The 22853-nt window shown below is 55.3% G+C and carries 30 protein-coding genes; 18 read left to right on the top strand and 12 right to left on the bottom strand.

What is annotated here, in order from left to right; genetic code table 11:
* Positions 1-178: 178 nt before the first annotated feature.
* Both umuC and QRN33_RS24475 read right to left on the bottom strand, forming a co-directional pair.
* Positions 179-1459: a translesion error-prone DNA polymerase V subunit UmuC gene (gene umuC, locus QRN33_RS24480; protein WP_285410643.1), complete on the bottom strand. Its 1281-nt coding sequence runs from the start codon at positions 1457-1459 to the stop codon at positions 179-181.
* Positions 1446-1877, bottom strand: a complete 432-nt coding sequence (locus QRN33_RS24475; protein ID WP_064362391.1) for a LexA family protein — start codon at positions 1875-1877, stop codon at positions 1446-1448. Before QRN33_RS24475 ends, umuC begins: the two co-directional genes overlap by 14 nt.
* Before the next feature lie 98 nt (positions 1878-1975).
* Between QRN33_RS24475 and QRN33_RS24470 the strand changes: the two genes are divergently transcribed.
* The 4 genes from QRN33_RS24470 (at position 1976) to QRN33_RS24455 (ending at position 4210) form a co-directional block, all read left to right on the top strand.
* Positions 1976-2686 (top strand): SOS response-associated peptidase, encoded by a 711-nt coding sequence (locus QRN33_RS24470; protein ID WP_285410641.1) that lies wholly within the window; start codon positions 1976-1978, stop codon positions 2684-2686.
* Between the two features lie 263 nt (positions 2687-2949).
* Entirely contained in the window at positions 2950-3336 is a 387-nt protein-coding gene (locus QRN33_RS24465; protein WP_285410639.1) for a putative quinol monooxygenase, read from the top strand.
* 45 nt (positions 3337-3381) lie between these two features.
* Positions 3382-3777: a DUF1330 domain-containing protein gene (locus tag QRN33_RS24460; protein ID WP_123419567.1), complete on the top strand. Its 396-nt coding sequence runs from the start codon at positions 3382-3384 to the stop codon at positions 3775-3777.
* A gap of 67 nt (positions 3778-3844) precedes the next feature.
* Positions 3845-4210, top strand: coding sequence for a histone-like nucleoid-structuring protein, MvaT/MvaU family (locus QRN33_RS24455; RefSeq protein WP_042609978.1), 366 nt, complete (start codon positions 3845-3847; stop codon positions 4208-4210).
* Between the two features lie 46 nt (positions 4211-4256).
* Here the strand turns inward: QRN33_RS24455 and QRN33_RS24450 are convergent, their stop codons facing one another.
* Positions 4257-5135 carry a LysR family transcriptional regulator gene (locus tag QRN33_RS24450; protein WP_285410637.1) on the bottom strand — a complete coding sequence of 293 codons (879 nt, stop codon included), beginning with the start codon at positions 5133-5135 and terminating at the stop codon, positions 4257-4259.
* Positions 5136-5289: 154 nt separating this feature from the next.
* Between QRN33_RS24450 and QRN33_RS24445 the strand changes: the two genes are divergently transcribed.
* The 9 genes from QRN33_RS24445 (at position 5290) to QRN33_RS24405 (ending at position 11928) form a co-directional block, all read left to right on the top strand.
* Positions 5290-5715, top strand: coding sequence for a VOC family protein (locus QRN33_RS24445; protein ID WP_003181718.1), 426 nt, complete (start codon positions 5290-5292; stop codon positions 5713-5715).
* Between the two features lie 113 nt (positions 5716-5828).
* On the top strand, positions 5829-7085 hold the full coding sequence (locus QRN33_RS24440) for a cation:dicarboxylate symporter family transporter (RefSeq protein ID WP_285410635.1): 1257 nt from the start codon (positions 5829-5831) through the stop codon (positions 7083-7085).
* Positions 7086-7153: 68 nt separating this feature from the next.
* A complete protein-coding gene (locus tag QRN33_RS24435) occupies positions 7154-7735 on the top strand; it encodes a TetR/AcrR family transcriptional regulator (protein ID WP_285410633.1) in 582 nt (193 codons plus the stop codon).
* 55 nt (positions 7736-7790) lie between these two features.
* A complete protein-coding gene (locus QRN33_RS24430) occupies positions 7791-8897 on the top strand; it encodes an alkene reductase (RefSeq protein WP_285410632.1) in 1107 nt (368 codons plus the stop codon).
* Positions 8898-8976: 79 nt separating this feature from the next.
* The gene (locus QRN33_RS24425) at positions 8977-9720 is read left to right on the top strand and encodes an SDR family oxidoreductase (RefSeq protein WP_065617354.1); all 744 of its coding nucleotides are present in this window, start codon (positions 8977-8979) and stop codon (positions 9718-9720) included.
* A 68-nt stretch (positions 9721-9788) separates the two neighbouring features.
* A complete protein-coding gene (locus QRN33_RS24420; RefSeq protein WP_064362371.1) occupies positions 9789-10169 on the top strand; it encodes a nuclear transport factor 2 family protein in 381 nt (126 codons plus the stop codon).
* Positions 10170-10227: 58 nt separating this feature from the next.
* The gene (locus tag QRN33_RS24415; RefSeq protein ID WP_285410629.1) at positions 10228-10614 is read left to right on the top strand and encodes a nuclear transport factor 2 family protein; all 387 of its coding nucleotides are present in this window, start codon (positions 10228-10230) and stop codon (positions 10612-10614) included.
* Between the two features lie 69 nt (positions 10615-10683).
* Positions 10684-11352, top strand: coding sequence for an SDR family oxidoreductase (locus tag QRN33_RS24410; RefSeq protein ID WP_285410627.1), 669 nt, complete (start codon positions 10684-10686; stop codon positions 11350-11352).
* 135 nt (positions 11353-11487) lie between these two features.
* Positions 11488-11928, top strand: a complete 441-nt coding sequence (locus QRN33_RS24405; RefSeq protein ID WP_064362367.1) for an SRPBCC family protein — start codon at positions 11488-11490, stop codon at positions 11926-11928.
* A 124-nt stretch (positions 11929-12052) separates the two neighbouring features.
* Here the strand turns inward: QRN33_RS24405 and QRN33_RS24400 are convergent, their stop codons facing one another.
* Positions 12053-12448 carry a winged helix-turn-helix transcriptional regulator gene (locus QRN33_RS24400; protein WP_064362365.1) on the bottom strand — a complete coding sequence of 132 codons (396 nt, stop codon included), beginning with the start codon at positions 12446-12448 and terminating at the stop codon, positions 12053-12055.
* A 112-nt stretch (positions 12449-12560) separates the two neighbouring features.
* Here QRN33_RS24400 and namA point away from each other — a divergent pair, with 112 nt between their 5' ends.
* Both namA and QRN33_RS24390 read left to right on the top strand, forming a co-directional pair.
* Entirely contained in the window at positions 12561-13601 is a 1041-nt protein-coding gene (gene namA, locus QRN33_RS24395) for an NADPH dehydrogenase NamA (RefSeq protein ID WP_285410625.1), read from the top strand.
* A 65-nt stretch (positions 13602-13666) separates the two neighbouring features.
* Positions 13667-14050 carry a nuclear transport factor 2 family protein gene (locus QRN33_RS24390; RefSeq protein ID WP_281921094.1) on the top strand — a complete coding sequence of 128 codons (384 nt, stop codon included), beginning with the start codon at positions 13667-13669 and terminating at the stop codon, positions 14048-14050.
* A gap of 179 nt (positions 14051-14229) precedes the next feature.
* Here the strand turns inward: QRN33_RS24390 and QRN33_RS24385 are convergent, their stop codons facing one another.
* The 7 genes from QRN33_RS24385 to QRN33_RS24355 form a co-directional block, all read right to left on the bottom strand.
* Positions 14230-14859: a cysteine hydrolase family protein gene (locus tag QRN33_RS24385; RefSeq protein ID WP_285410622.1), complete on the bottom strand. Its 630-nt coding sequence runs from the start codon at positions 14857-14859 to the stop codon at positions 14230-14232.
* A gap of 75 nt (positions 14860-14934) precedes the next feature.
* Positions 14935-15591, bottom strand: a complete 657-nt coding sequence (locus QRN33_RS24380; protein WP_285410621.1) for a DsbA family oxidoreductase — start codon at positions 15589-15591, stop codon at positions 14935-14937.
* Entirely contained in the window at positions 15588-15803 is a 216-nt protein-coding gene (locus QRN33_RS24375; protein WP_285410619.1) for a tautomerase family protein, read from the bottom strand. Before QRN33_RS24375 ends, QRN33_RS24380 begins: the two co-directional genes overlap by 4 nt.
* A 198-nt stretch (positions 15804-16001) precedes the next feature.
* Positions 16002-16469: an HvfA family oxazolone/thioamide-modified RiPP metallophore gene (locus QRN33_RS24370; protein WP_065617351.1), complete on the bottom strand. Its 468-nt coding sequence runs from the start codon at positions 16467-16469 to the stop codon at positions 16002-16004.
* Positions 16470-16759: 290 nt separating this feature from the next.
* Positions 16760-17545, bottom strand: coding sequence for an HvfC family RiPP maturation protein (locus QRN33_RS24365; RefSeq protein ID WP_285410617.1), 786 nt, complete (start codon positions 17543-17545; stop codon positions 16760-16762).
* Positions 17538-18422, bottom strand: coding sequence for an HvfB family MNIO-type RiPP peptide maturase (locus tag QRN33_RS24360; RefSeq protein WP_285410616.1), 885 nt, complete (start codon positions 18420-18422; stop codon positions 17538-17540). The genes QRN33_RS24365 and QRN33_RS24360 overlap by 8 nt, the downstream gene beginning before the upstream one ends.
* Before the next feature lie 46 nt (positions 18423-18468).
* On the bottom strand, positions 18469-18984 hold the full coding sequence (locus QRN33_RS24355) for an HvfX family Cu-binding RiPP maturation protein (protein WP_123419580.1): 516 nt from the start codon (positions 18982-18984) through the stop codon (positions 18469-18471).
* Between the two features lie 325 nt (positions 18985-19309).
* Between QRN33_RS24355 and QRN33_RS24350 the strand changes: the two genes are divergently transcribed.
* Positions 19310-20437: an aromatic ring-hydroxylating dioxygenase subunit alpha gene (locus tag QRN33_RS24350; RefSeq protein WP_285410614.1), complete on the top strand. Its 1128-nt coding sequence runs from the start codon at positions 19310-19312 to the stop codon at positions 20435-20437.
* Between the two features lie 55 nt (positions 20438-20492).
* Here the strand turns inward: QRN33_RS24350 and QRN33_RS24345 are convergent, their stop codons facing one another.
* Entirely contained in the window at positions 20493-21554 is a 1062-nt protein-coding gene (locus QRN33_RS24345) for an SDR family oxidoreductase (protein ID WP_285410612.1), read from the bottom strand.
* Positions 21555-21656: 102 nt separating this feature from the next.
* Here QRN33_RS24345 and QRN33_RS24340 point away from each other — a divergent pair, with 102 nt between their 5' ends.
* Positions 21657-22289, top strand: a complete 633-nt coding sequence (locus tag QRN33_RS24340; protein WP_285410611.1) for a dTMP kinase — start codon at positions 21657-21659, stop codon at positions 22287-22289.
* A gap of 108 nt (positions 22290-22397) precedes the next feature.
* Complete coding sequence (locus tag QRN33_RS24335; protein WP_042609968.1) at positions 22398-22787, top strand: low affinity iron permease family protein; 390 nt, start codon at positions 22398-22400, stop codon at positions 22785-22787.
* The last annotated feature ends 66 nt before the right edge of the window (positions 22788-22853 follow it).

Raw genomic sequence — 22853 nt, 5'->3', positions numbered from 1 at the left:
GAATCGCACTCCTGTTCCTTCAGTGAACTGAGAATTTAACAGACGGTGGCGAGTTCTCGCGGCAAATGGCTGACATGCCAGACGGCGATTTTCATTCCTGACCGTTGGCAGCTTTTGGCCATAAGCAACCGTTCAAGGCCGCTCGTTTTTCAGGCGCCAGAGGCCCATCCCGTCGCCGCTACCTGGCGCTCACCGTCCACAACTGATCCAGCTTCGTCGTATAACTCAGGCTCATAAGCTCCCGACGCATCGCCCATCCAGGTGCTGTAGGCACGCTGGCTACACGCAGCACTCCCTTTCCCCAGCGACCATTGATCTCATCCAGCACACCCATCACCTTGTCTGCCATCGCCGGCTGGGATTGCGCGAACAGGTCATCGGTGAATTCGCCAGGCTGGCGCAGATCCATCAGCAGCACTTCCGCCTTGCTGTATTTGTAGCCGGGACGGAAGAGACGATTGACCGCTTCGGTCGCAGCCTTCGTCATCAGCCGCACGTCGTTGGTCGGGTACGGCAACTCCACCAAGGCGCCATTGGCATATTTCGCTTCCTCAGGATTGAACATGCCGGTGCGAATGCTCACGCGGATCTTCTTGCACAGCGAGTTTTGCGCTCGGAGTTTTTCTGCCGCACGTTGAGTGTAGGTGGCGACGGCCTCTTTGATCGGCTCGATCTGCGTGAGCCGGTTGCCGAACATCCTGCTGCAGCAGATCTCCTGCTTGGGTGGATCAGCTTCACCCAGTTCCAGGCATGAGGTGCCGGCGAGCTCCCGAGCCGTTTTCTCAATCACCACGCTGAATTTCTGGCGAAGCATCCATGGATCGGCTTTCGCCAGGTCCATCGCTGTCTTGATGCCCATCGTTTCCAGGTGGGCCTTCATGCGCCGCCCGACGCCCCAGACTTCGCCGACATCAGTGTTGCGCAACGTCCAGTCCCGTTTGAACGGATCGCACAGATCCACCACGCCTCCAGTGATGTCCAGCAGCCGTTTGGCTGTGTGGTTGGCGAGCTTGGCCAGCGTCTTCGTCCGTGCGATGCCCACTCCGACTGGAATGCCGGCGCGCTTGAGAAGTATTGAGCGTATGTGCCTTCCAAGCGCGGACAGATCTCCGGGCATGCCAGTCAAATCGGCAAATGCCTCATCGATGCTATAGACCTCAAGTGCCGGCACCATCGATTCGATGATGGTCATGACGCGCTCGCTCATGTCGCCGTACAGCGCGTAATTACTGCTGAAAGCCACGATTCCATGCCGGCGTAGATGGTCTTTGATCTGAAAGTACGGCTGACCCATTTTCACGAAAGGCTTGGCATCGTAACTACGCGCGATCACACAGCCGTCGTTGTTGGACAGCACCACGATAGGGGTCTTTGCCAGGTCGGGCCTGAAGACGCGCTCGCAGCTCGCGTAAAACGAGTTGCAGTCGATGAGTGCAAAAACCGGTTCACGCATGGTCATGGTCACGGACGCTGTATTTCACGACACCCCAGATCACCAGCTCATCGCCTTCCATGACATGTCTCGCCGGGTATTTCGGATTCTCCGACAAAAGCATCACCGCGTTCTCGCGCAAAAGCAGGCGCTTGCAGAACGGCTCCGAGTTCAACGCAGCGATGACGATATCGCCACTGACCGCCTCGATGCTCCGATCGACGATCACCATATCCCCGGAATAGATGCCCGCGCCTTGCATGCTGTCGCCATCGATCCTCACCAGATACACGTGCGGCGCCCGGATATCAAACAGCTCATCCAGGGAAATGTGCTTTTCGATGTGGTCCGCCGCAGGGGAGGGAAAGCCCGCCGGTACCCTGGCGGAATAAAGGGGCAGCTTCTTGCCGCCAGTAGCGAGTGGGCCGAGAAGGATGATGCTCATGATGCAAGCCTTAGGAGGTTAACTGTACGTACATACAGTTAACGATTTGGTTCGCTTGCGGTCAATGTCATAGGCACCACAATTCGACGGGTGACAGCATGTGCGGACGCTACTCGATTTACGAATCGATGGATCACTACCTCAAGGAGCTTGCGCCAAGGCAGTTGGTGATCAATGGCTATGACCTCTGGCCCGTTGAGCGATACAACGTCGCACCGTCGACGCGGGTGGAAATCATCCGGCCGGTTCAGGAGGGCTTGAGCATTGACAAGGTCAAATGGGGTTGGGCGCCATTCTGGGCGAAGGGAAAGCGTCCTGACCCGATCAACGCAAGAGTCGAGACCGTCATCACCGGCAGGTTTTTCAATCAGCTCTGGCCAAACGGCCGCGTACTCACGCCGGCGAACGGCTGGTTCGAGTGGGTCAAGGACGAAGAGGATCCGAAGAAAAAGCAGCCGTATTTCATCACCCTGAAAGAGCAGATTCCGATGTTCTTCGCAGGGTTGGCCGAGGTGCACGAAGCTCTGGAACCGGACGAAAGGGATGGCTTCGTCATCATCACCGCGGCAAGTGATGAAGGCATGGTCGATATCCACGACCGCAAGCCCCTGGTCTTGGCGCCTGAGCATGCGCGTGAATGGATCGACCCCAATACCTCACCTGAACGCGCTCGCGAATTAGCCATGGAGCACTGCAGGCCGGCAACGGATTTCCATTGGTACAAGGTTGGCAAGGATGTGGGGAACGTGCGTAACCAAGGCCCGCAGCTCATTCAGCCGCTCTCCTTGGCCTCGGATGTCGACGATTGATAAACCAGCGGTGGAAAAATCGACGTGGCTGGCTCAGCTGCAGCAACACCGGGCAATGAGGAGGGAAGCCGCCGAGCATACGGGGAAGAGCTGCGGAAAGGGCGGTTGCCCTTCGGTGCGGAGGCAACACCGATGACGTATGTTTCTCCAAAGAGTGGCCGACAATATCTGGTCGTCAGCGCTGGCGGTAATTCGGCGACGACGCAGAAGGGTGATTACGTGGTGGCATATGCGCTGCCGCAGTGAAGGAAGGGGAAAAACTGATGGGTAAACGTTTATCAAGAGTGATCGCATTGACAGGATTACTGGCAGGACAAGCGCTGGCCGCCGAAGACAATGGCCTGGTGGTACGCATCGCGCAACTTGAAATCGACCCTGCACAGGTTGCTGCCTATCAAGCCGCAGTCAAAGAAGAGATCTCTGAGTCGACTCGAGTAGAGTCCGGCGTCATATCCATCTACGCAGTCGCCGAAGTCGACCGTCCAAACTGGTTTCATTTTTTCGAAATCTACGCCAGCGACTCGGCATATCGAAGCCATATCGAATCGCCGCACTTCAAAAAGTACGCTGTTACTACGAAGTCGATGATTCTGTCGAAGCGCCTGATTGAAACCACCCCGATCGAGCTTGGTTCACGGTCTGGCCGATAACCGGCTGCGCGCTGGTCAAGTTGATTTCTCAATGGAGCAAAGTGAATGAAAAATTTCAAGGTGATGGCGATTGCCCTGGCGGGACTGGCGTATTTTGCGGCGGGCAGTTGTCGGGTGATGGCATCGGACGCAGAGTCTGCCGCACCACCGGCCTACTATGTCGCCGAGTTTGAAGTTACCGATCCCGAGGGGATGAAGCCTTACAGTGCGCAGGTCGAATCAACTTTCAAACCCTATGGCGGACATTTCATCGTGCGAGGCGGAAAAACCATTTCGCTTGAAGGTGAAGCACCAAAGCGTCGCCGTGTGGTCATCGAGTTCGCGAGCGTCGAAAAAGCCCAGGCTTGGTACAACTCCGCGCAGTACACAGAACTGAGGAAAGTCCGCCAGCGTTCAGCCAAGACGGACGTCTACTTGATCGAGGGAGTACCGGCGCGGTAGTTCCGACTTTGTAAATTTAGGATATTGTTTAGCGGGAAGCCCCGATCAATAGCAGAAGAGAGATTTCATGTCCAAACTCGCAGAATTCCGCCAGCTCGAAAAACACCTCGCCGAACAGCTTCAGGCTCTCGAAGCCCTCAAGGGTGACGCAGGCCTCAAGAAAGAAATCGAGTTCGAAACCAAGCTGCGTGATTTGCTCGCAAAGTACGGCTACAGCTTGAAGGACGTGATCAATGTGCTTGATCCACAGGCAGGTCGCCGCGCTCCAGCTGTCGAGTCCAAAGCGGGTAGCCGCAAGCCTCGCCAGTTGAAAGTCTATAAAAACCCGCACTCCGGCGAAGTGGTAGAGACGAAGGGCGGCAATCACAAGACGCTCAAGGAGTGGAAGACAAAGCACGGCGCCGCGACCGTAGAGTCTTGGCTGACCAAGTGATTTGTTGATTGAGTAAAAAGGCCCGATAGGGCCTTTTTTGAAACTCTTATTTGGAGATCGCTGTTACCTGATCACTAATAAGCTGGGCCAAAATTCGCACAGGCTCCGTAAAACTCTGTCGAGACCGATGTACCAACCCGATATCCCGGTGAAAGGTGTGTTGTCCCAAATCGATCGCCCGTACACCTGCGGGCCATTCTTGATGGGGTTTTGTCTGCGGCACCAGAGCTACGCCTACACCCTTTTCAACCAGCTTGATGATGGCCTCCAGTTCATCCAGCTCGCAAACTTCCTGCAAGGTGAAATGCATCTGCCGCAGGAAACGGTCTACCTGCCTGCCGCCGAAGGATGATCGGTCATAGCGAATGAATGGCTGGCTGGACAGCAGTTCCGACCAGTCTTCTCCCTCTAGGTCACGTGGCACGATCAGTCGATAGGGCTCTAGCGCAAGTGTCGTCCAGCGCAGGTCACTTTGAAGGGAGAAAGGCGGGCGAATGATCACGGCCATGTCGATCTCGCCGGCGTCGACGAGGTTCACCATCTCCATTGAAAGGCCCGGGATGACACGCGTGCGGCACTGCGGACACTGTTTGTGAAACTTTGCGAGCGCATCGGGCAAATAGGAGCGCTGCACGGACGCGATCGCACCGATGTTGACCAGCACGCTGGGAGGCTCGCCCAGCGTTGTAGAGCCCAGATTGTCATAAAGTCTCAGCAGCTCTTGCGCCTGCAGAAGTATCTGGTGGCCCATTTTGTTGAGATGGGCCGAGCGTCCTTTCCTGTCGAAAATTTCGAACCCGAGCTCGGCTTCCAGGCGCTGGATTTGCGCGCTCACGGCGGCCTGAGTCAGGCCGATCTTGTTGCCGGCAGCGGCGAACGTGCCTTCACGCGCCACAGCAATGAGTGTCTTCAGTTCTTTGATCATTCACAAATATTAGTTGTGTTTCTAAGAAATATATATTGATTTTTATGTTTGGCTTCCCGTCCTACGATGTTTCCCATCCACGGCAACGGCTTAATCCAGAGAGCCAATGGCGGTGGAAATGTTCGCCAACCAACAAAAAATATTTGGAGTTCTCATGAGCCTCTCGCCATTCCACCTTGCTATCCCTGTTTACGACCTGGCTGCAGCTCGCACCTTTTACGGTGAGGTTTTTGGTCTTGAAGAAGGGCGCTCCAGCACGCAGTGGGTAGATTTCGATTTTTATGGTCACCAACTGGTGATTCACGAACATCCAAAAACCGCTTCGCAGGAAAGCGTGCATAGCAACCCGGTTGACGGACACGATGTTCCAGTTCCGCATTTCGGCATCATTTTAGGTTGGGAACAGTGGGAGGCACTGGCCGAACGTCTGAAGTCGTTTGATACCGAATTTGTGATCGAACCGTACATTCGTTTCAAAGGCCAAGTGGGCGAGCAAGCCACCATGTTTTTGTTTGATCCGTGCGGCAACGCTCTTGAGTTCAAGGCGTTCAAGGATATGAGCCAGCTCTTCGCCAAGTAACAACAGCCATGGCACAACGGCGTTGTGCCATTTGATTTCAAATGAGCTGGAAGCTCATGACTCTAGCAACTGCGAATAGACGCAGACCTTTCACTCCAACAAGAAGGCTAGACATGAAACGTATTCCCTTGGTGTGGCAAATCGTTGCCGGGCTATTGCTTGGCGTGCTTGTCGGTTGGTACTTCAATACGCATCCGCAGTATCAGGCATGGGTGAGTTCGGAGATCCTAAAACCGCTCGGAGATATCTTCATCAAGATGATGAAGATGGTGGTTGTACCGATTGTGTTCTGTTGCATGATTCTGGGCATCGCAGGCGGTGGCGATAACAAATCGTTTGGCCGCATGGGGATAAAATCGCTGGGCTACTTTTTTGCAATTACGGCCTTGGCCATTGTCATCGGCTTGTGTTTCGCCAATGTTTTCGAGCCGGGGACGGGCACCGACATTTCCGGTATTTCGCACGGCACTGCAGCGATCACTCTGGAGCCGGCCAAAGGCGCATTGGTCATCTTGCAGAACATCGTCCCTGACAATGTGCTGGTTGCTATGTCAGAAGCGAAGTTGCTGTCCGTGTTGTTTTTCGCGGTGCTGTTAGGCATGGCATTGAACGCTCTGCCGAAGGACAAAAGCGCACCCTTCATCGCGGTAGTTCAGAGCCTTTCCGATGCAATGTTCAAGGTCGTCTCAATCGTCATGGCTTATGCACCGATCGGCGTGTTTGGAATGATCGGCGCGACCGTGGCGACGTTTGGTTTCGCCTCATTGTTGCCGTTGCTCAAGCTAATCGGGGTGGTTTATCTGGCGCTGATAGTTTTCGCGTTGGTGATACTTGGCGGCATTTGCTATTTGATCGGCGAAAACATTTTCAAGTTGATCAGGTACTTTCGCAATGAGCTTATTCTGGCGTTTTCGAGTGCCGCGTCCGCCGCCGTCATGCCGCAGTTGATGACGCGATTGGAGAACTACGGTGTGCCGCGTCGGATCGTCGGTTTTGTGGTGCCAGTGGGTTATGCGTTCAACCTGGATGGCGCATCGATTTTTCTCGGTGTGGCAACGATCTTCGTGGCGCAGCTCTATGGCATCGACCTTTCTCTGTCGCAGCAGATCCTGCTGGTGGTGACGATGGTGCTGACCTCAAAGGGAGCAGCAGGGGTACCCGGTTTTGCCATCATCATCCTGTCAGCGACATTGGCGTCCGCCGGATTACCGTTGGAGGGCGTGGCGTTGATCGCAGGCATCTTCAGGATTATCGACAGTGGCACCACCACGCTGAACGTATTGGGCAATGCCATTGCACCGTTGGTTATCGCCAAGTGGGAGAAGGTTGCACTGAAACCCTCTCAGCCGCACACGGCAGCAAGGGTTTAGTCGCGTTCGTCAGATACTGGAAATGGTTACTAGGCGACCGGTCTAGTTCTGATTAGGCTGTGCTCACTATGAAAAAACCTAATCAAGACATGCGACAACACATCATCGATGTAGCGAAGGCATTGATGACCCACAAAGGCTACACCGCTGTCGGTCTTATGGAAGTGCTGAAGGCGGCGGGTGTACCTAAAGGGTCGTTTTATCACTACTTCTCCTCCAAAGAGGAATTCGGCCAGGCACTATTGGAGGAATACTTTCAGGAGTACATCGGGCGGGTGGACGTCGTTATGGCGGCGCAAGGGACGGGTGCCGAGCGGCTCCTTGGCTATTTGCGCTATTGGGCGAAGACGCAGGCGTTCGATCATCCCGAGGAGAAATGCCTGGTGGTGAAACTCGGCGCCGAAGTGTGCGACCTGTCGGAAGACATGCGCGGCGTACTGGAGGAGGGCACAGCGCTGATCATCGAGAGAATCACGCGATGTGTTCAGCAAGGAATGGCTGATGGCTCAATCACTTCGGCTCAAGACGCAGAATCACTGGCTGAATCGCTGTATCAATTGTGGTTGGGGGCATCGCTTCTGGTAAAAGTCCGCAATACGACGGCTGCCTTTGATACGGCACTGAACACGAGTAAGCGCCTGCTGGCATAGGGGCATTTTTTTTAAGCTTTTAACTAGACGACCGGTCTATTCATTTGGAGTTTTTATGATTGATGTTGCCGCAGACACCGACCTGTTTTCCCCTATGACCATGGGGGCGATACAACTGGCTAACCGAATTGTCATGGCCCCCGTGACTCGCAGCCGAATGGCCGACGACGGCGTGCCGAATGAAATGCACGCTACTTATTACGCCCAGCGTGCCAGCGCGGGCCTGATCATTGCCGAGGCCACGAACATTTCGGCTCAGGGGCGTGGCTATGCCATGACGCCGGGAATCTGGACGGAGGAGCAGGTGGCAGGCTGGAAAAAAGTCACTGACGCAGTGCATGCGGCCGGCGGAAAAATCGTCAGCCAGTTGTGGCACGTAGGTCGCTTCTCCAGCGTTGAGTTGCAGCCAAACGGCGAAGCGCCGGTCGCGCCCTCGGCAATCAAGGCCGAAGGTACCACCTATACCAACAATGGCATGGTCGAAGTGTCCATGCCTCGGGCGCTTGAGACCTCAGAGATCCCGGGGATCATCGAGCAGTACAGGCATGCGGCAGAAAATGCCAAGCGAGCCGGTTTCGACGGTGTGGAAGTCCATTCTGCCAACAGCTATCTGCTCGATCAGTTCCTGCGTGATACCACCAACCAGCGGACTGACCGGTACGGTGGCTCCATCGAAAATCGGACACGACTGACACTTGAAGTCACCGAAGCCGTGGTAGCAATTTGGGGCAGTGATCGGGTCGGCATCCGCCTTTCACCCGTAACTCCTGATGCAGGTAACACGCCTCCGGACAGCAACGTCATGGCGACCTACGGTCACCTCATTCAACAGTTGAACAGATTCAATTTGGCCTATCTGCATTTCGTCGAAGGCGCGACAGCCACCTCTCGTACCGTTCCTGAAGGGGTGGATCTGGACGCGCTGAGTGCGCAGTTCGAAGGTTCGTACATTGGCAACAACAACTATGACCTGGAAATGGCGCTGGAGCGCAGGGCGCAAGGGCGGATTGATGCCGTGGCGTTTGGGCGGTTGTTCATTGCCAACCCCGACCTGGTAGAGCGCCTGCGTCGCGGTGTCGAGCTGACCATAGCTCCGCGCGAGAGTTACTACGGCGGAGGCGCCAAGGGCTACATCGATTGGCCAACGGCCAACTCCAACTGATTAGAGATTCCCTTTGCGTCAGTTCGGCGCGGGGAGGCTTCGTCGCGAAAACATTTCGCCGCACAAGAGGTACTCAAATATGAATTATTTGCAAAACAAGGTTGCCATCGTCACTGGCGCATCTTCCGGCATTGGTGCTGCCACCACCCGCGCATTGGCCGCACAGGGCGCTCGCGTCGTGGCAGCAGCACTCGATCAGCACGGGTTGGAAGCGTTTGTTGCCGAGTTGCGTGAGGCCGGGAGCGACGTGGTCGCGTTCACTACAGACGTTACCCATCTGGATCAAACCAAAGCGCTCGCGAAGTTTGCACAAGATACCTATGGCGCAGTGGACATCCTGGTCAACAACGCCGGTCTGATGCTCTTTTCCAACTGGGTCGATCTGGCCGTGCAGGATTGGGAAAAGATGATCGATGTGAACATCAAGGGCTACCTCAACACTACTGCTGCTGTGTTGCCATTCATGCTTGGACAGAAATCCGGGCAGATTCTCAACATGGACTCCGTTGCAGGTCACCAGGTCGGCCCGGCGGCGGGTGTTTACAGCGCTACCAAGTTCTTCGTCCAGGCCATGACCGAATCCATGCGAAAGGAGTTGGGCGTGCAGCATGGCATCCGCGTCAACACTGTCAGCCCGGGCGTGATCAATACCGGCTGGGCGGACAAGGTCAGCGATCCTGAAGGGCGTAAGGCTGCCCAAGAGCTGAACCGGATTGCCATTGCGCCTGACGATGTTGCCCGCGCAGTGATCTACGCGCTCAACCAACCGGAAAACGTCACCGTCAACGATCTCATCATCTCGCCGACTCGCCAGGATTGGTGATTGTCGTTTGAGTATCCCGTGTCCGATTGACCAAAAAGTCACCGGCAACATGCAACCAGGAGTACATCATGAGTAATCCAACCTACGTCCAGGAATACGACGCGATCGTTGCTGTTCTGAGTCAGTACAACGAAGGTGGTGCCAAGGCTGACAGCACTTTGATGAAGCCCGCGTTCAACGAGCAAGCAACCATGTTTGGCGTCGACGGCGACAAGCTCGTCGGCGGCGCGATCCAGAATCTGTACGACGTCATCGACAACTCTTTCCGCCCATCTCCCGAAGCCAAAGCCGCGATCGTTCGCATCGACATCGTGGGCACTGCCGCCAGTGCGCGCGTTGATACTGACAATGTTTCGGGGTATCGATTCACCGACTTCTTCAACCTGCTGAAGGTAGAAGGCAAGTGGACGATCGTCAGCAAGATTTACCACACCCATCCGACCGCTTGAGCATTTGAGCGCGTCTGGCGGCGTGTGTTTTACGTCGCCCTAATGAAAGGAGAGAACCATGTCAAAGAACATCAAGGCAGTACCAACCTCCGAGTACAACGCTGTCATCGCTACCGCCAATCAGTACGTTGAAGGTCTGCGTGTGGGCAGTGCAGAATGCGTGGCTCAAGCTTTCCATAAAGACGCTGTGATGTACGGTTTCACAAATGGTGAATTGCTTGGCGGCCCGATCAAGAATCTGTTTGATTTCGTTCAGAAGAATGGCAGCGCCCCAGAAATTACGACTCGCCTCGATATCTTGGCAATCACACCCACGACAGCCGTTGTGCGTGTCGATATGGAAAAGGATGCGATCGGTGCCGACTACAACGACTACCTGACCCTGATCAAAATCGACGGCACCTGGAAGGTCATCGCCAAGGTTTATCACCAGTTCGAAGGTTGAGCGTTCACCGATCCCGGTTGAATCAATCCCGGGATCGGAGCTCGTTCATCGTCAAATGGAGAAGCGATCATGAGTAAGGTTTTCATCATCGGCGCCGCTGGCAAAGTGGGGCGGCGATTGGTTAAGCAGCTCGTCGGGCGAGGTCACGAAGCGATCGCACTGCATCGGAACCCGGAGCAGGAAAGTCAGCTTGCGGCCCTGGGCGCGACGCCCGTTATAGGCAATTTGCTTGAGCTGGATCCCGGGCAAATGGCGCGACTTATGTCGGGCATTGATGCCGTGGTCTTCACCGCAGGGGCAGGCGGCGCAGGTATGGATCTGACTAATGCGATTGATGGTCGGGGATTGGAGTTGGCAGTGGCCGCGACAATTCAGGCAGGTGTCCGGCGTTTCATTCTGGTCTCGGCCTTCCCCGATGCGCTGCGTGGTAGTCCGTCATCCGAAGGTTTCGAAAATTACATTGCCGTGAAAAAACGAGCTGACGCTCACTTGGTTGGGACGGGTCTGGAGTGGGTAATTGTGCGTCCAGGAACGCTTCTGGATGACCCAGGCACTGGCAGAATCCGTGCTGACGTTGCTATTCCTTACGGTGAAGTTTCGAGAGATGACGTAGCAGCGACACTTGCCGAGTTGATCGAACAGCCCAGGGTGAGTCGAGTCATTATCGAGCTTACTCAAGGTGACATGCCAGTCTCCGACGCTGTTCGCAGGCTTGGTCATGAGCGTTGCTTGCAATGAAATTAGTTTTGATTGGCGCTACGGGGCTGGCTGGACGCGAGGTTCTGAAACAGGCGCTCGACGATCCACGGATCAGCCTGGTGGTTGCGCCGACTCGCCGTGCGCTTACAGCACATATCTGAAGGGAGATACACGATGCCGATGGTTGAGTTTTCCGCTGTCTTGGACAGCAATGTTGGACATGCCTGGAGCGTGTTGAAAAAATTTGGAGAGATTCATAAATGGCATCCATCGATTGTCGAAAGCAGCATTGAGGACAACCAACCTGATGGATTGGTCGGCTGTATTCGCAGACTCACGCTGGCCGATGGCGCAGTTGTCAGGGAGCGTTTGTTATCGGTCGATGATCACAATACAACGCTATCCTACCGCTTCGAGGAGGCGCCATTACCGCTGGACAATTATGTTGCCACGGTGAAATTGGCCTCTCTCACTGGACAGCCCAAGACGTTCATCAATTGGTCTGCAAGCTTTGACCTGCAAGATTTGAATACAGCAGACGACTATCAGGAACTCATACGTGGACTGATTGTGGATGGTCACAATAGCCTTCAATTGTTTCTAAACAGGCATTGAACACTTCAAAGAATTGACGCGTACAGGCTTGGCCAGGCAAGTATTCTAAGCGTGGATACCAAAGGCCCTGGAAGCTGATGATTGTCGGCTCAAAGCAGTGCTGAAGCACAAAGCCCTCGCGTGATCAGATGGTGGAACAGGAAGCGACCGAACTCGCCGGCACCGCAGAGCGCCTGAGCTCCAAAATCTTTCGCTCATGAACAGCTCCCCATTCCCGCATGGCACTCACCAAAGGCGCGAGAGAGTTGCCTAATTCTGTCAGCGAATACTCAACCTTTGGCGGCACCTCGCGATAGATTTCGCGATGTATAACCCCATCAGTCTCCAGCTCTCTCAACTGGAGTGTCAGCATCCTCTGAGTGATATCTGGAATGAGGCGTCGGAGCTCGTTGAAGCGCTTCGTTCCAGACATCAAGTGAAACAGTATGAGCGATTTCCATTTTCCACCTATGACATCGACAGTAAACGCGACGGGACATGCGAAGGCCTCAATTTCATCCTGAGGGTTACATTTTTTCACTGAAATCACCATGGTATAAAAAGTGTGCCTACAGCACAAAATTGTGCGTACTTACACGCAAGTGGTGTGTAAGTTAGCATGATTCCATATTGACCAGTATGGAATCCGCCAGATGAGTTTGTTGTTATCCCCCCATGAAATTAAAGGCCTTAAACTGAAAAACCGGGTCGTCATGTCCCCCATGTGCATGCACATGGCAGCGGATGATGGCTTTGTCACTGATTGGCACCGCGTTCATTATGGAGCTCGCGCACTGGGTCAGGCGGCGCTGATTTTTCCCGAGACGCTGGCTATCCAGGCTGACGGTCGTATCGGGGCTGGTGACCTTGGGATCTGGAGCGATGAACACGTTGTCGGCTTGAAAGGGCTAACCGAACTGCTTCACAGCTTTGGTGCGAAAGCCGGCGCTCAGATCGGCCATGCGGGACGCAATGCCGATCTGCCCAACCTTATTCATATCCCCCCGTCGGCGACTCCGTTTACGGATTCCAGCCCTGTGCCTCGGGCACTCGCGGCTGACGAAATTCCGGGTTTGGTGAAGCTTTATGGCGAGGCCGCACGACGCGCCAGTGAAGCGGGCTTTGATGTGCTCGAAATCCATGCCGCTCACGGTTATTTGCTGAGTGAGTTCCTATCCCCACTCGCCAATACCCGCGATGACGAATATGGCGGTGATGCCAAGCGTCGCTATCGCTTCCTGCGCGAAGTGCTGGAGGAAGTCAAAACCCATTGGGGCGATCGTCCTCTGTTTGTTCGTATCTCCAGCTCTGATTACGCCGAAGGCGGAAACACACCCGAGTCATTTCTTGAATACGGTCGCTGGATGAAAGAGCAGGGCGTCGATCTGATCGACTGCAGCTCCGGTGGGATCAAAATGATCAAGGTTCAGACTTATCCAGGTTACCAAGTACCAGCCGCTGAGTTGCTACGTAAGGAGCTGCATATTGCGACGGGTGCGGTGGGTGTGATTCAGAGTGGTCGTCAAGCCGAGGAAATCCTGCAGAACGGCCGAGCTGACTTGGTGTTTGTCGGACGGCAAATGCTGCGCGATCCATTTTGGGTGCGTACTGCAGCAGATGACTTGAAAGAAGTCATTGAGATTCCTGAAGCCTACACTCGTTACGGCTCTGTATGGCTAGATACCAAGGCGTGAATTTGTCCTCGTCATAAGCGTGCCAGACCTCAATCCAATTCGACTCGATGAACCAGGAGTACACCATGAGCAAACCTACTTACGTTCACGAATACCAAGCCATTACCGAGGTGCTGAATAAGTACATTGAGGGCTGCAAGCAAGCGAAAAGCAGCATCATGAAGCCAGCTTTCGATGAGCGAGCAACCATGTTCAGCGTCGATGTAGACGGTCACTTGGCCGGTGGTGCAATTCAAATCCTTTTCAAGGGTATTGATGAAGGTTTTCGCCCGTCCCCTGATGCACCGGCAGCTATCGTCCGCGTTGAAATCGTTGGTACGGCCGCTAGCGCACGCATCGACGCCAACGACATGTCCGGCATTTCCTTCACCGACTTTTTCCACCTGTTGAAAGTCGATGGCAAGTGGACGGTCGTCAGTAAGATCTTTCACACCCACGTCGCGCCTTGACCCTCTGTCGTCTATGAGTCTGCGGCAATTGAGGCGTCCCATCACTCATCAATAGAAATGGAAGCGTCATGAAAACCCTTACATCTGCTCTCGCTCCGACGGTCGACACTCTTGCGCCCGTTAGCGCGTACGCCACCACATACCCGGGAGTAGAGCAAAACTGTGAGATTCACGGGCCATTACTCCTGCGGTGCCAGCGCAGCAATCAATTCGTGGGTGGTCACGATTGAGTGAGCGAAAGTCGGCCCGTTCAGGTCGTGGGCAGCGTGCATCATGTCCGCACGGAAAGCGGCGGTCGCGTCACGCACCAAGGTGACGTGGTAGCCCAATTCCGAGGCGTAGCGGGCGGTCGCTTCGATGCAGGTATTGGCGAGCAGGCCGACGATGATGACGTGGGTGATGGCTTTCTGCTTCAGGCGCAAATCGAGGTCGGTATTGGCAAAGCCGCTGGCGCCCCAATGTTCCTGTACGACGATGTCGCCGTCCTTCGGCGCGAAATCGGGATGCCATTCACCGCCCCATTCACCGCGTGCGAAGTGGTGCATGTGCATGATTTTGCATTGGGTCGGCGTTGGATGGCCCCAGCCTTCGTAGTCGCCGTGTTCCCAGCGGTGGTGCGGCACAATAACCACCGGAATGTTCTGCGCTCGTACGGCGCGATCGAGGGCGCGCAGGTTGTCGAGCAGACCGACCTGGTCGGCAATCGGCTTGATCAAGGGGAAGACCTTGCCGTTTTCCGAGAGGAAATCGTTGTACGGATCGACCAGCAGATAAGCGGTGCGGTTCAGCGGATAGAGGGCGTTCGACATGACGATGTACTCCACACAGGTTGAGTGACCGGTGCCGTGGGCTTGCCCGGGGCATCGTGTTGGTAAGCCGCTTTGTCAGGCTGTGGCGGACTCTCGTGCCACCTGCCTGAGGATGTGTTCGTATTCCTTGACTGAATGCGATCCAGACACCAACTGACGACCGTTCAGCACCATGGCCGGGACCGAATTAATTCCGCGTTCAAGGTAAAACCCCTCAAGTTCGCGGACCTCGCTAGCGAACGCCTCGCTAGTCAAAATCTCGCGGGCGCGGGTGGTTGAAAGTCCTGCTTCACCGGCCAGGCGCACCAATGTTTCGTGATCGCTGGGGTTCTGGCCGTGGGTGAAATATGCCTCGAGCAGGATTTTCTTCAGCGCAACCTGGCGGCCTTCCTGCACGGCCCACAGCAGAAGGCGATGGGCATCGAAGGTGTTGTAGAAATGACTGCGCTTTTCCAGGTCGAACTGAAAACCGATGGCTTTGCCGCGCGCGATGATCATTTCATTGCGCGAGGCAACTTCTTCGGCGCTGCGACCGTATTTGCGCATCATGTGCTGGATGGCGTGCTCGCCCTCGGCCGGCATGTCCGGGTTCAGTTCGAAAGGCTTGAAGGTCAACTCCACAGCAACTTCGCTGGCAACATTTGCGATGGCTTGTTCCAGCGCTGTGGCGCCGAGTGCGCACCAAGGGCACACGACATCCGACACAAAGTCGATCCTGACAGGAAAAGTCATTTTTTCAACTCCGCCAGCTGTTGGCGGTACTCAGTGGTGCTAATTCCGGCATAGCCCCAGTTATCGGTATCGACCTCTTCAATGACGATATGCGTGAGGTGCGGATCCTTGTTGAGCACTGTTTGCATGGTTCTGGTTATTTCGGCGATGACTTGGGATTTCTGTTCCTTGGTGACGCCATCGCGGGTGATACGAACGCTGATGAAAGGCATGGGGAAGTCTCCTGTTGGCGCCCCATCGACATGATGAGGTGAGCAGTGGATGGACTTTAAAGTGTCGCTTTCAGTGGATAAATCAGGGGCGGAGAACATCACTTGTGACGCTGTGTAATCAATACATCTGCAGAAGGTAAATCGCCCTCCCTGGCGGCGGCCGCAGGGGAGGGCGAATGCTACGGCAGGAGGAATGAATCAGTTCTGCGCTTTGCTCATGTGGGTGAAAAGCTCGGTGGGTACTTTCTTGCCGTTGGAAAGGTATTGGTTGCTTCTGAACTTGTAGACCTCGCCTTCAGAAAGAAAACCATCGTGGTTGGTGTCCATCGCTTGAAATTCTTCACCGCCCTGAGGTGCCACAGCCAGGAGTTCTTTAAGAGAGACGCGACCATCATGGTCGGTATCTGTGCGAGCGAAAGAGTCGTCACCACACTTGCCTTCACCGCACTTGCCTTCGGCAGTCACGGACTTGTCGCTGGCTTGGCTGGCACCGCATTTGCCTTCGCCACATTTACCTTCGCCGGCTTTATCCGCCGATGCCAATTGATAACCTTGAGGCAATGGCTCTACAGCGAATGCCGCAGACGATGCCAGGCTCATGCCACCGGCTAAAGCGATAGCGGCCAGGCCAAGACTTTTTTTGTTCGAGAAAGATTTACGGTACATGGTGATTCTCCAGATACTTTGCGCGGCCAGGCCGCGGTTCACGCCACAGGGCGAATAAACCCGCAAGGAAGCTCTAGGCGAAGTGGGAAAAGCCTTGAATTACAGGGCTAATGCGCGCAGGCGTCTTCCACTTCGACAGGGCGACCTTATTCGGGTAAGGCTTATTTAGCCGGGGTCATGTATCCACGATGTATCAAGCGAGAGATGCATTTGTAAGCCAATCCCAAGACTTCGCGTGCAGGTACATAGAGATACAAAAGCTGACCTCGGCCTTTGATCACTCGTCAGGACTACGGCCTTGAAACCGGTGTCGCTGCTACGCCGACGGCAGCTTGCTCATGCAGCTTGCGCAGCAGAACCAGTGCGTCGGCAACGAAGCCGGTCACGTCTGATGCACCAGCCTCCGCAGCCAAAGCGTGCAACTGCGCCCGTCCATCCATGTCAGGGAAGTGCTCGATCCGCTGCAACAAACGGAACGCGAGAGGGCTGACCTGGGAGAATTGCACCTGGCCACTCGGCACACGGCTGATCAGCAGCAACGTCGGTTGTTCTGGCGGTTCAGAAGGCAGATAACCTGGCCCAAGACGATGTACGGCCCAGGTGTAAGCCAACGGCCAGACGAGCGGGGAAAGCCTGAGGGGGCGGGCGAGTAACTGTTCCGCATCACTGGCTTTTAACGGCGCAGCGTCCAACTGTTGCAGCGCCATCTCCACCCACTCGTAATGGGCCAATTCAGGCAAGAACGGGTACCAGGGATGCTCAAAGCCAGGCGCGTCCTCCAGGCTCGCTACGAAGTCTACAAACTCACGAGCAATTTCTCCGAAACGTGGCGTTTGCGCGCGGTAGTCACGCAAAAAACGTCGGACCAGCGCACGCCAGCCAGCATCGCCCAACACGGCAACCAGTACCGGAAACGTTCCGCCCAGCAAACTCAGGAGATTATTGAACACCAGGTTCAGATAGACCTGTGCTCTTGCGGGATTCATCTGCGCAGGCGGCGCGTAACTGTCCGGGTCACGCAGGTAACGGGTCAACGCGAGCTGCTGACTGTGCAAACTTGCAGTGGAGTCAGCCATCGACGGTCACCCGCACCAAAGCATCGGCGTCGCGCTGCAACCGCCTGATGGTATTCAGCTCAGCCACAAGTTCGTCGTAAGACGGAAAGTTGAAATCGCGCTCCAGCAGCGTTGGCTTCACACCAAAGAGGCCATAAGCCTGTTCCAGCAATGACCAGACTACCGGTTTGACCGAAGCACCATGGGTGTCGATTATCAGGTCATCGGCTTCGTCGTAATGCCCAGCCACGTGCATGGCGACTACGCGTTCTGGTTCCACTCCGGCCAGGAAAACCGTTGGATCAAACCGATGGTTCACTGAGTTGACGTACACATTATTAACATCGAGCAACAGATCGCAATCGGCCTCGCGAAGTACTGCATTGGTGAAAGTAAGCTCGTCCATATCCTGATGAGCAGCGGCGTAATAAGAGACGTTCTCTACGGCAAGACGGCGGCCGAGGATGTCCTGTGCACGACGGATGCGCGCGGCAACGTGATGAACCGCCTCCTCAGTAAATGGCAACGGCAGCAGGTCGTATAGATGGCCATCGTCACTGCAGTAACTCAGGTGTTCGCTATAGAACGGCACGTGGTAGCGATCGAGAAATCCTCGTACTTGCTCAAGAAAAGACTCGTCCAGAGGCGCACTGCCACCTAGCGACAGTGACAGGCCATGACATGACAGCGGGTAACGTTCAGCTAGCGACTGCAGAGCATCCCCATGAGCGCCGCCGATGCCGATCCAGTTCTCTGGAGCAACCTCTAGAAAATCGAAATCCCCGGCTGGAGCGTTACGAAGCGTGTTGAGAAGCGCACGGCGCAATCCGAGGCCAACGGTCGCCTCACGAGCGGGCTGTGGAGCTAAAGATATTGATGATGAAATGTTCGTTTGCATTCGCTTGATTCTCCGACCCGATGTAACTGACGAAAGCAATGTCGATTCAGCGTGAATTCAAACGCTGGATACACCGATGGATGAATGCATCCAGGCTCAGCTTGCCGGCGCCTGTAAACAGCAGCGGCACAAGTGCTACGAGGTAGATCAAGGGCAGCTTGTAATTGCCGTAGCCTTGGTTGCTGATGGAGTAGCCTCTTGCGAGTTCGCTCAACGTCGACCAGTCTGCTGGCCAATGAACTGCGGCAGTTGCCACAACGGTGACCACGATGAGGATCAGTGCTGAAAGACGCGTTCCCAGACCTACAAGCAAAGCAATGGAACAGAGCAGTTCTGCCCACATTGATAACTGCCAATTGAACGTAGCGGGCAGCTGATTAAAGGGAAAAGGGAAGGCACCTTGAATGCTTGGGAACCAGTTCTCACCGTTCCACTTTTCCCACCCGGCCTCAAAAAACTCCCACGCCAGGAAAACGCGCAGGCTCAAAGGCGCGATCCAGTCTCCGACGCGATCGAGGTTAAGGTGCAGCCGATTCAAGACCGATGACGTGTTTGTTTGCATTGATTTAAACCTCCGACTTGTCGTCAAGAAAGTGGAAGCAGTCCAGATGCTCCCGATGAGGGGTTTCAGGCACATGAGCAACTTCGCTGGCCGTGACCGTAGTTCATCGGGTTGGTGTATCTCGCTTGTGTCTTGCGCTGCTGGAAGCTCAATGTTGTGTAACGCGTCCGCCTCTATACACACTTGGATACAGACCAATACCCGACAATGGTTGTGGCAAGGTTTGATTCATTCGAGATGTCACGTCCAGCTGAACACCGTTGTTCCAAATGCGTCGAAGAAGGCTAAGCCACTCTCGTTCCCAGCCAATGAGTTCAACTTCCTGATGCTCACCAACCTTTGGTATGTCGTCCTGCCATCCACGCAATTGACCGACGAACTTGCGGCAGTACGCTTGCTTGGTCAGCCATTCGTTGCCTTTCGTGATGACAAAGGGACGGCGCATCTTCTGTCCGATGTCTGTGTCCATCGTGGTGGCTCGCTTTCGGCCGGCGCCAAAGTCGGGGAGAGCGTGCAGTGTCCCTACCACGGGTGGCGGTTCGGAGCGGACGGCATCTGCACACATATCCCGGCACAGCCGCATGTGCGCATCCCCGCCAAGGCTCGAGTCGATGCCTATCCCACACTTGAACGCTACGGCTGGGTCTGGGCATTTCTCGGCGATCTGCCCGAGCACGAAAGGCCGCCGCTACCCGTGCTCGACTGGATAGATGACGCGAACATTCGTGTGGTTTCCGGGTATTTCGACTGGGAGGCAAGTTGGGATCGGGTCATTGAGAACGGGCTCGACTTTGCGCACGCGCCATTCGTTCACGGCAGCACGTTCGGCGACCCTGATCATCCTGAGATCGATGCGTTTGAAGTGGATGGCGATGCATGGAGTGGGCGCGCGAAGATGATCATGCGGCGCCCAAAACGCAGCGGGTTATTTCGACGTAAATCTGCGACTGAGCGGGTGAGCGTGGAGACGATTCCAGGCTTCCATCTGTCTGGCCCATGCACGACGCTGGAACTTGAATTGCCGAATGGGTGGCGAATCCACATTGTCTCGGCGCATGTCCCCATTGATGCCAACCGCACGCGAACCTGGTGGATGATGGGCCGTACATTCCTCCGATCCCGACTGTTTGACCGACGTTTTGTTGCCAGCAATATTCGGATCTTCGAGCAGGATCATGAAGTGCTGAAGAATGTCCGGCCAGAACGTGTACCGGATTCCTGGCAGAAGGAAGTGTCGTTGAAATCGGACGCGTTGCAGATTTTCTTCAGGCGTCGTGTGAAAGAGTTGGAGCAGAACGGCTGGCGTATCGATGAAGACCGACTCGGACGAGAATTCACGGGGCGAAAGGCTTGCGCGGTGCCGAGCCCAGAACGTCGGCAGGCGCGTGCCTGGGCGATTGAGACCATCCCGCTGACGCAGGTTGAAGCAGTCGAAGACGCTTCAAAGCTGTAGCCGGATTGCGCCTGAAATCACGCGCCATACCGTTTCCTATCTGTGCTGAAACAGCCTAGGGGATCAAACGCATCTCCCGCAGTTTGTCGAACACGTCAAAAAACGCCTGATCGCTCGCCTGGTAGGCAGTGAAACCCATCAGGCGGCTTTTCGACATGTCCGTGACCACTTCGATGGGTCGACCGAGATCTGCATCGGTATGCCATGGGGAAATCAGGCGACTGATATCCGATTCCTTCAAATCGTGTTCGGCAACTATTTGCGTCCATACGGCTTGATCGTCAGCCATCTGCTTTTCAAGGGGTGAGACTGAAGCGGGATAATCGGCAGGAGACAGATCGAAATATTCGGCAATTCGGCCCCACATCCATTTCCAGCGAAATACGTCGCCATTGGTGATATTGAATGCCTGGTTAGCCGCAGCCGGGGTGGTGGCCGCCCACAGTTGTTGTTTCGCCAACTGCCGCGCGTCCGTCATATCGGTGAGGCTGTCCCACTGCACCCTCGATCCGGGAAACACAAAGGGGCGATTGGTGTGTTTGCACACCGAGGCATAGACGGCGAGGGTGGTTGCCATGTTCATCGCATTGCCCACGGCCACCCCGGTGACGGTGTGCGGGCGATGGACGCTCCAGGTGAAGCCGTCCTGTTCAGCAGCGGCGAAGAGTTCGTCTTCCTGGGCGTAATAGAAATTCTCGACGTCCAGACGACCTTGCTCCTCGCGAAACGGTGTCTGCGGAAGGCTGCCTTTACCATAGGCTTCGAACGGGCCGAGGTAGTGCTTCAGGCCAGTGACCAGTGCTACGTGTTCGACGCTCTTGGCTGGGCGAACCGCGGCGAGCACGTTGCGTACCATGGCGGCGTTAACCCGAATGTTCTCGGCTTCTGTGGCTTGCCGTGACCAGGTGGTAATGAACACGTGAGTGGGTTTCAAATCCCTCAGCGCCTGTTGCAGCGACGCCGGGTCCTGAAGATCCGCGGCGATAGGGATCACGCCTTGCGCTTGCGTAGGGTGCCTCGACAACGCGGCGACCTGCCACTTGTTGTCAATCAGTAACTGAGTGATGGCGCTGCCGACAATGCCGCTGGCGCCCACGACTAAAGCTGTCTGGGTCATAGGTTTCTCCTGGATTTGAGTTTGGGAGTCGGTGTGGGCAGCAGAGGTTCAACCGGAAAATCCGTTAGAGTGTTCGCTACTCCCTGTAGAAGTCTTTGAACAATGACTCGTCCGCTGTTTGTTTCTCTGGATGGCCCCAAAGGCGTCGGCAAAACCTCGCTGTTGGAGGCGATCACTGAAGCCCTCAGGGCAGGCAACCAGAAAGTCATCCGACTGTGCGAGAAAAAAAGCGACCCGTTCAGGGGCGAGACGATGCATCTGGTGAACCGGCTCGCCCGACATCCTGACCGGGATCTGGAACTCGAAGTCTGCCAACGCCTGGCTGATAGTCGCCGCTGGATCTCCCGGCACGTGCTGCCCAGACAACCCACCGACAGCATCATCCTGATTGATCGCTGGTATCCGTCCGAGGCCGCCTTTCGCCGGACAGTCCCGTTTGCAGAAATCCTGCAGCTCAATATTGATCGCAACGTCCAAGTGCCCGACCTGCATGTCGGGGTGGTCACTGCGCCGGAGATTTCGTGGGCGAGGGCAGGGGCACGACGGCGCGGCCTGAGCAGCACTGTGCTTCGGGGGCTTGAGGAACATGCCGCTTGCACTCAGGCGTTCGAGCAAGTCGCTGCCGATCAGGGTTGGTTTTTGTGCCGGAATGAGGGAACGATCGAGGAGGCGACGAGGCGGGTGGTCGTGGAGATCAATCAGGTGATGAGCCGCCGGAATATTCCCTTGGTCTGATGCCTGAGCACGCGCGCGAATCTGCGCCGCCGACGAGCGGTGCAAATATTACAAAGTATTTCACCGCTCGGCGAGGTCAAGTAGTCAGGTTTATTCAGAGGTTTCAAGATGAGATTTGCACGTTTTTGCCAGGCACTTTCCAACTGGGCGGGTAGCCCGAAGACCTTTTTGACAGCGATCCTCCTGATCGTCGCCTGGGCGGGAACAGGGCCATATTTCCACTACAACGACACCTGGCAACTCATCATCAACACGTCGACCACGATCATTACGTTCCTGATGGTGTTCCTCATTCAAAACACCCAGAACCGCGACAACGACATTTTGCATTTGAAGATTGATGAGCTGATACGCGCCACCAATGAAGCGCAGAACGCCACGCTGGGCTTGGAGAAGATGGAGGCGCGCGAGCTGAGAAAATTGCGGGACCGGTATCGTGCGTTGGGTGAGTCGAGTGAAATTGATGTAGAGCCGATCCATGATAATGGCGCTCGTTAGGATTTCGAGTGGTGGTCTTTTTTCTGTCGATATCGTGACGGTTCACAAGCGGCAATGTTTTTGATC

This window comes from Pseudomonas sp. FR229a (assembly GCF_030209115.1).
GTDB classification, from domain to species: Bacteria; Pseudomonadota; Gammaproteobacteria; order Pseudomonadales; family Pseudomonadaceae; genus Aquipseudomonas; species Aquipseudomonas moraviensis_A.
Note: the sequence above shows the minus strand (reverse complement) of the source record. Positions and strands in the feature narration are given on the sequence as shown.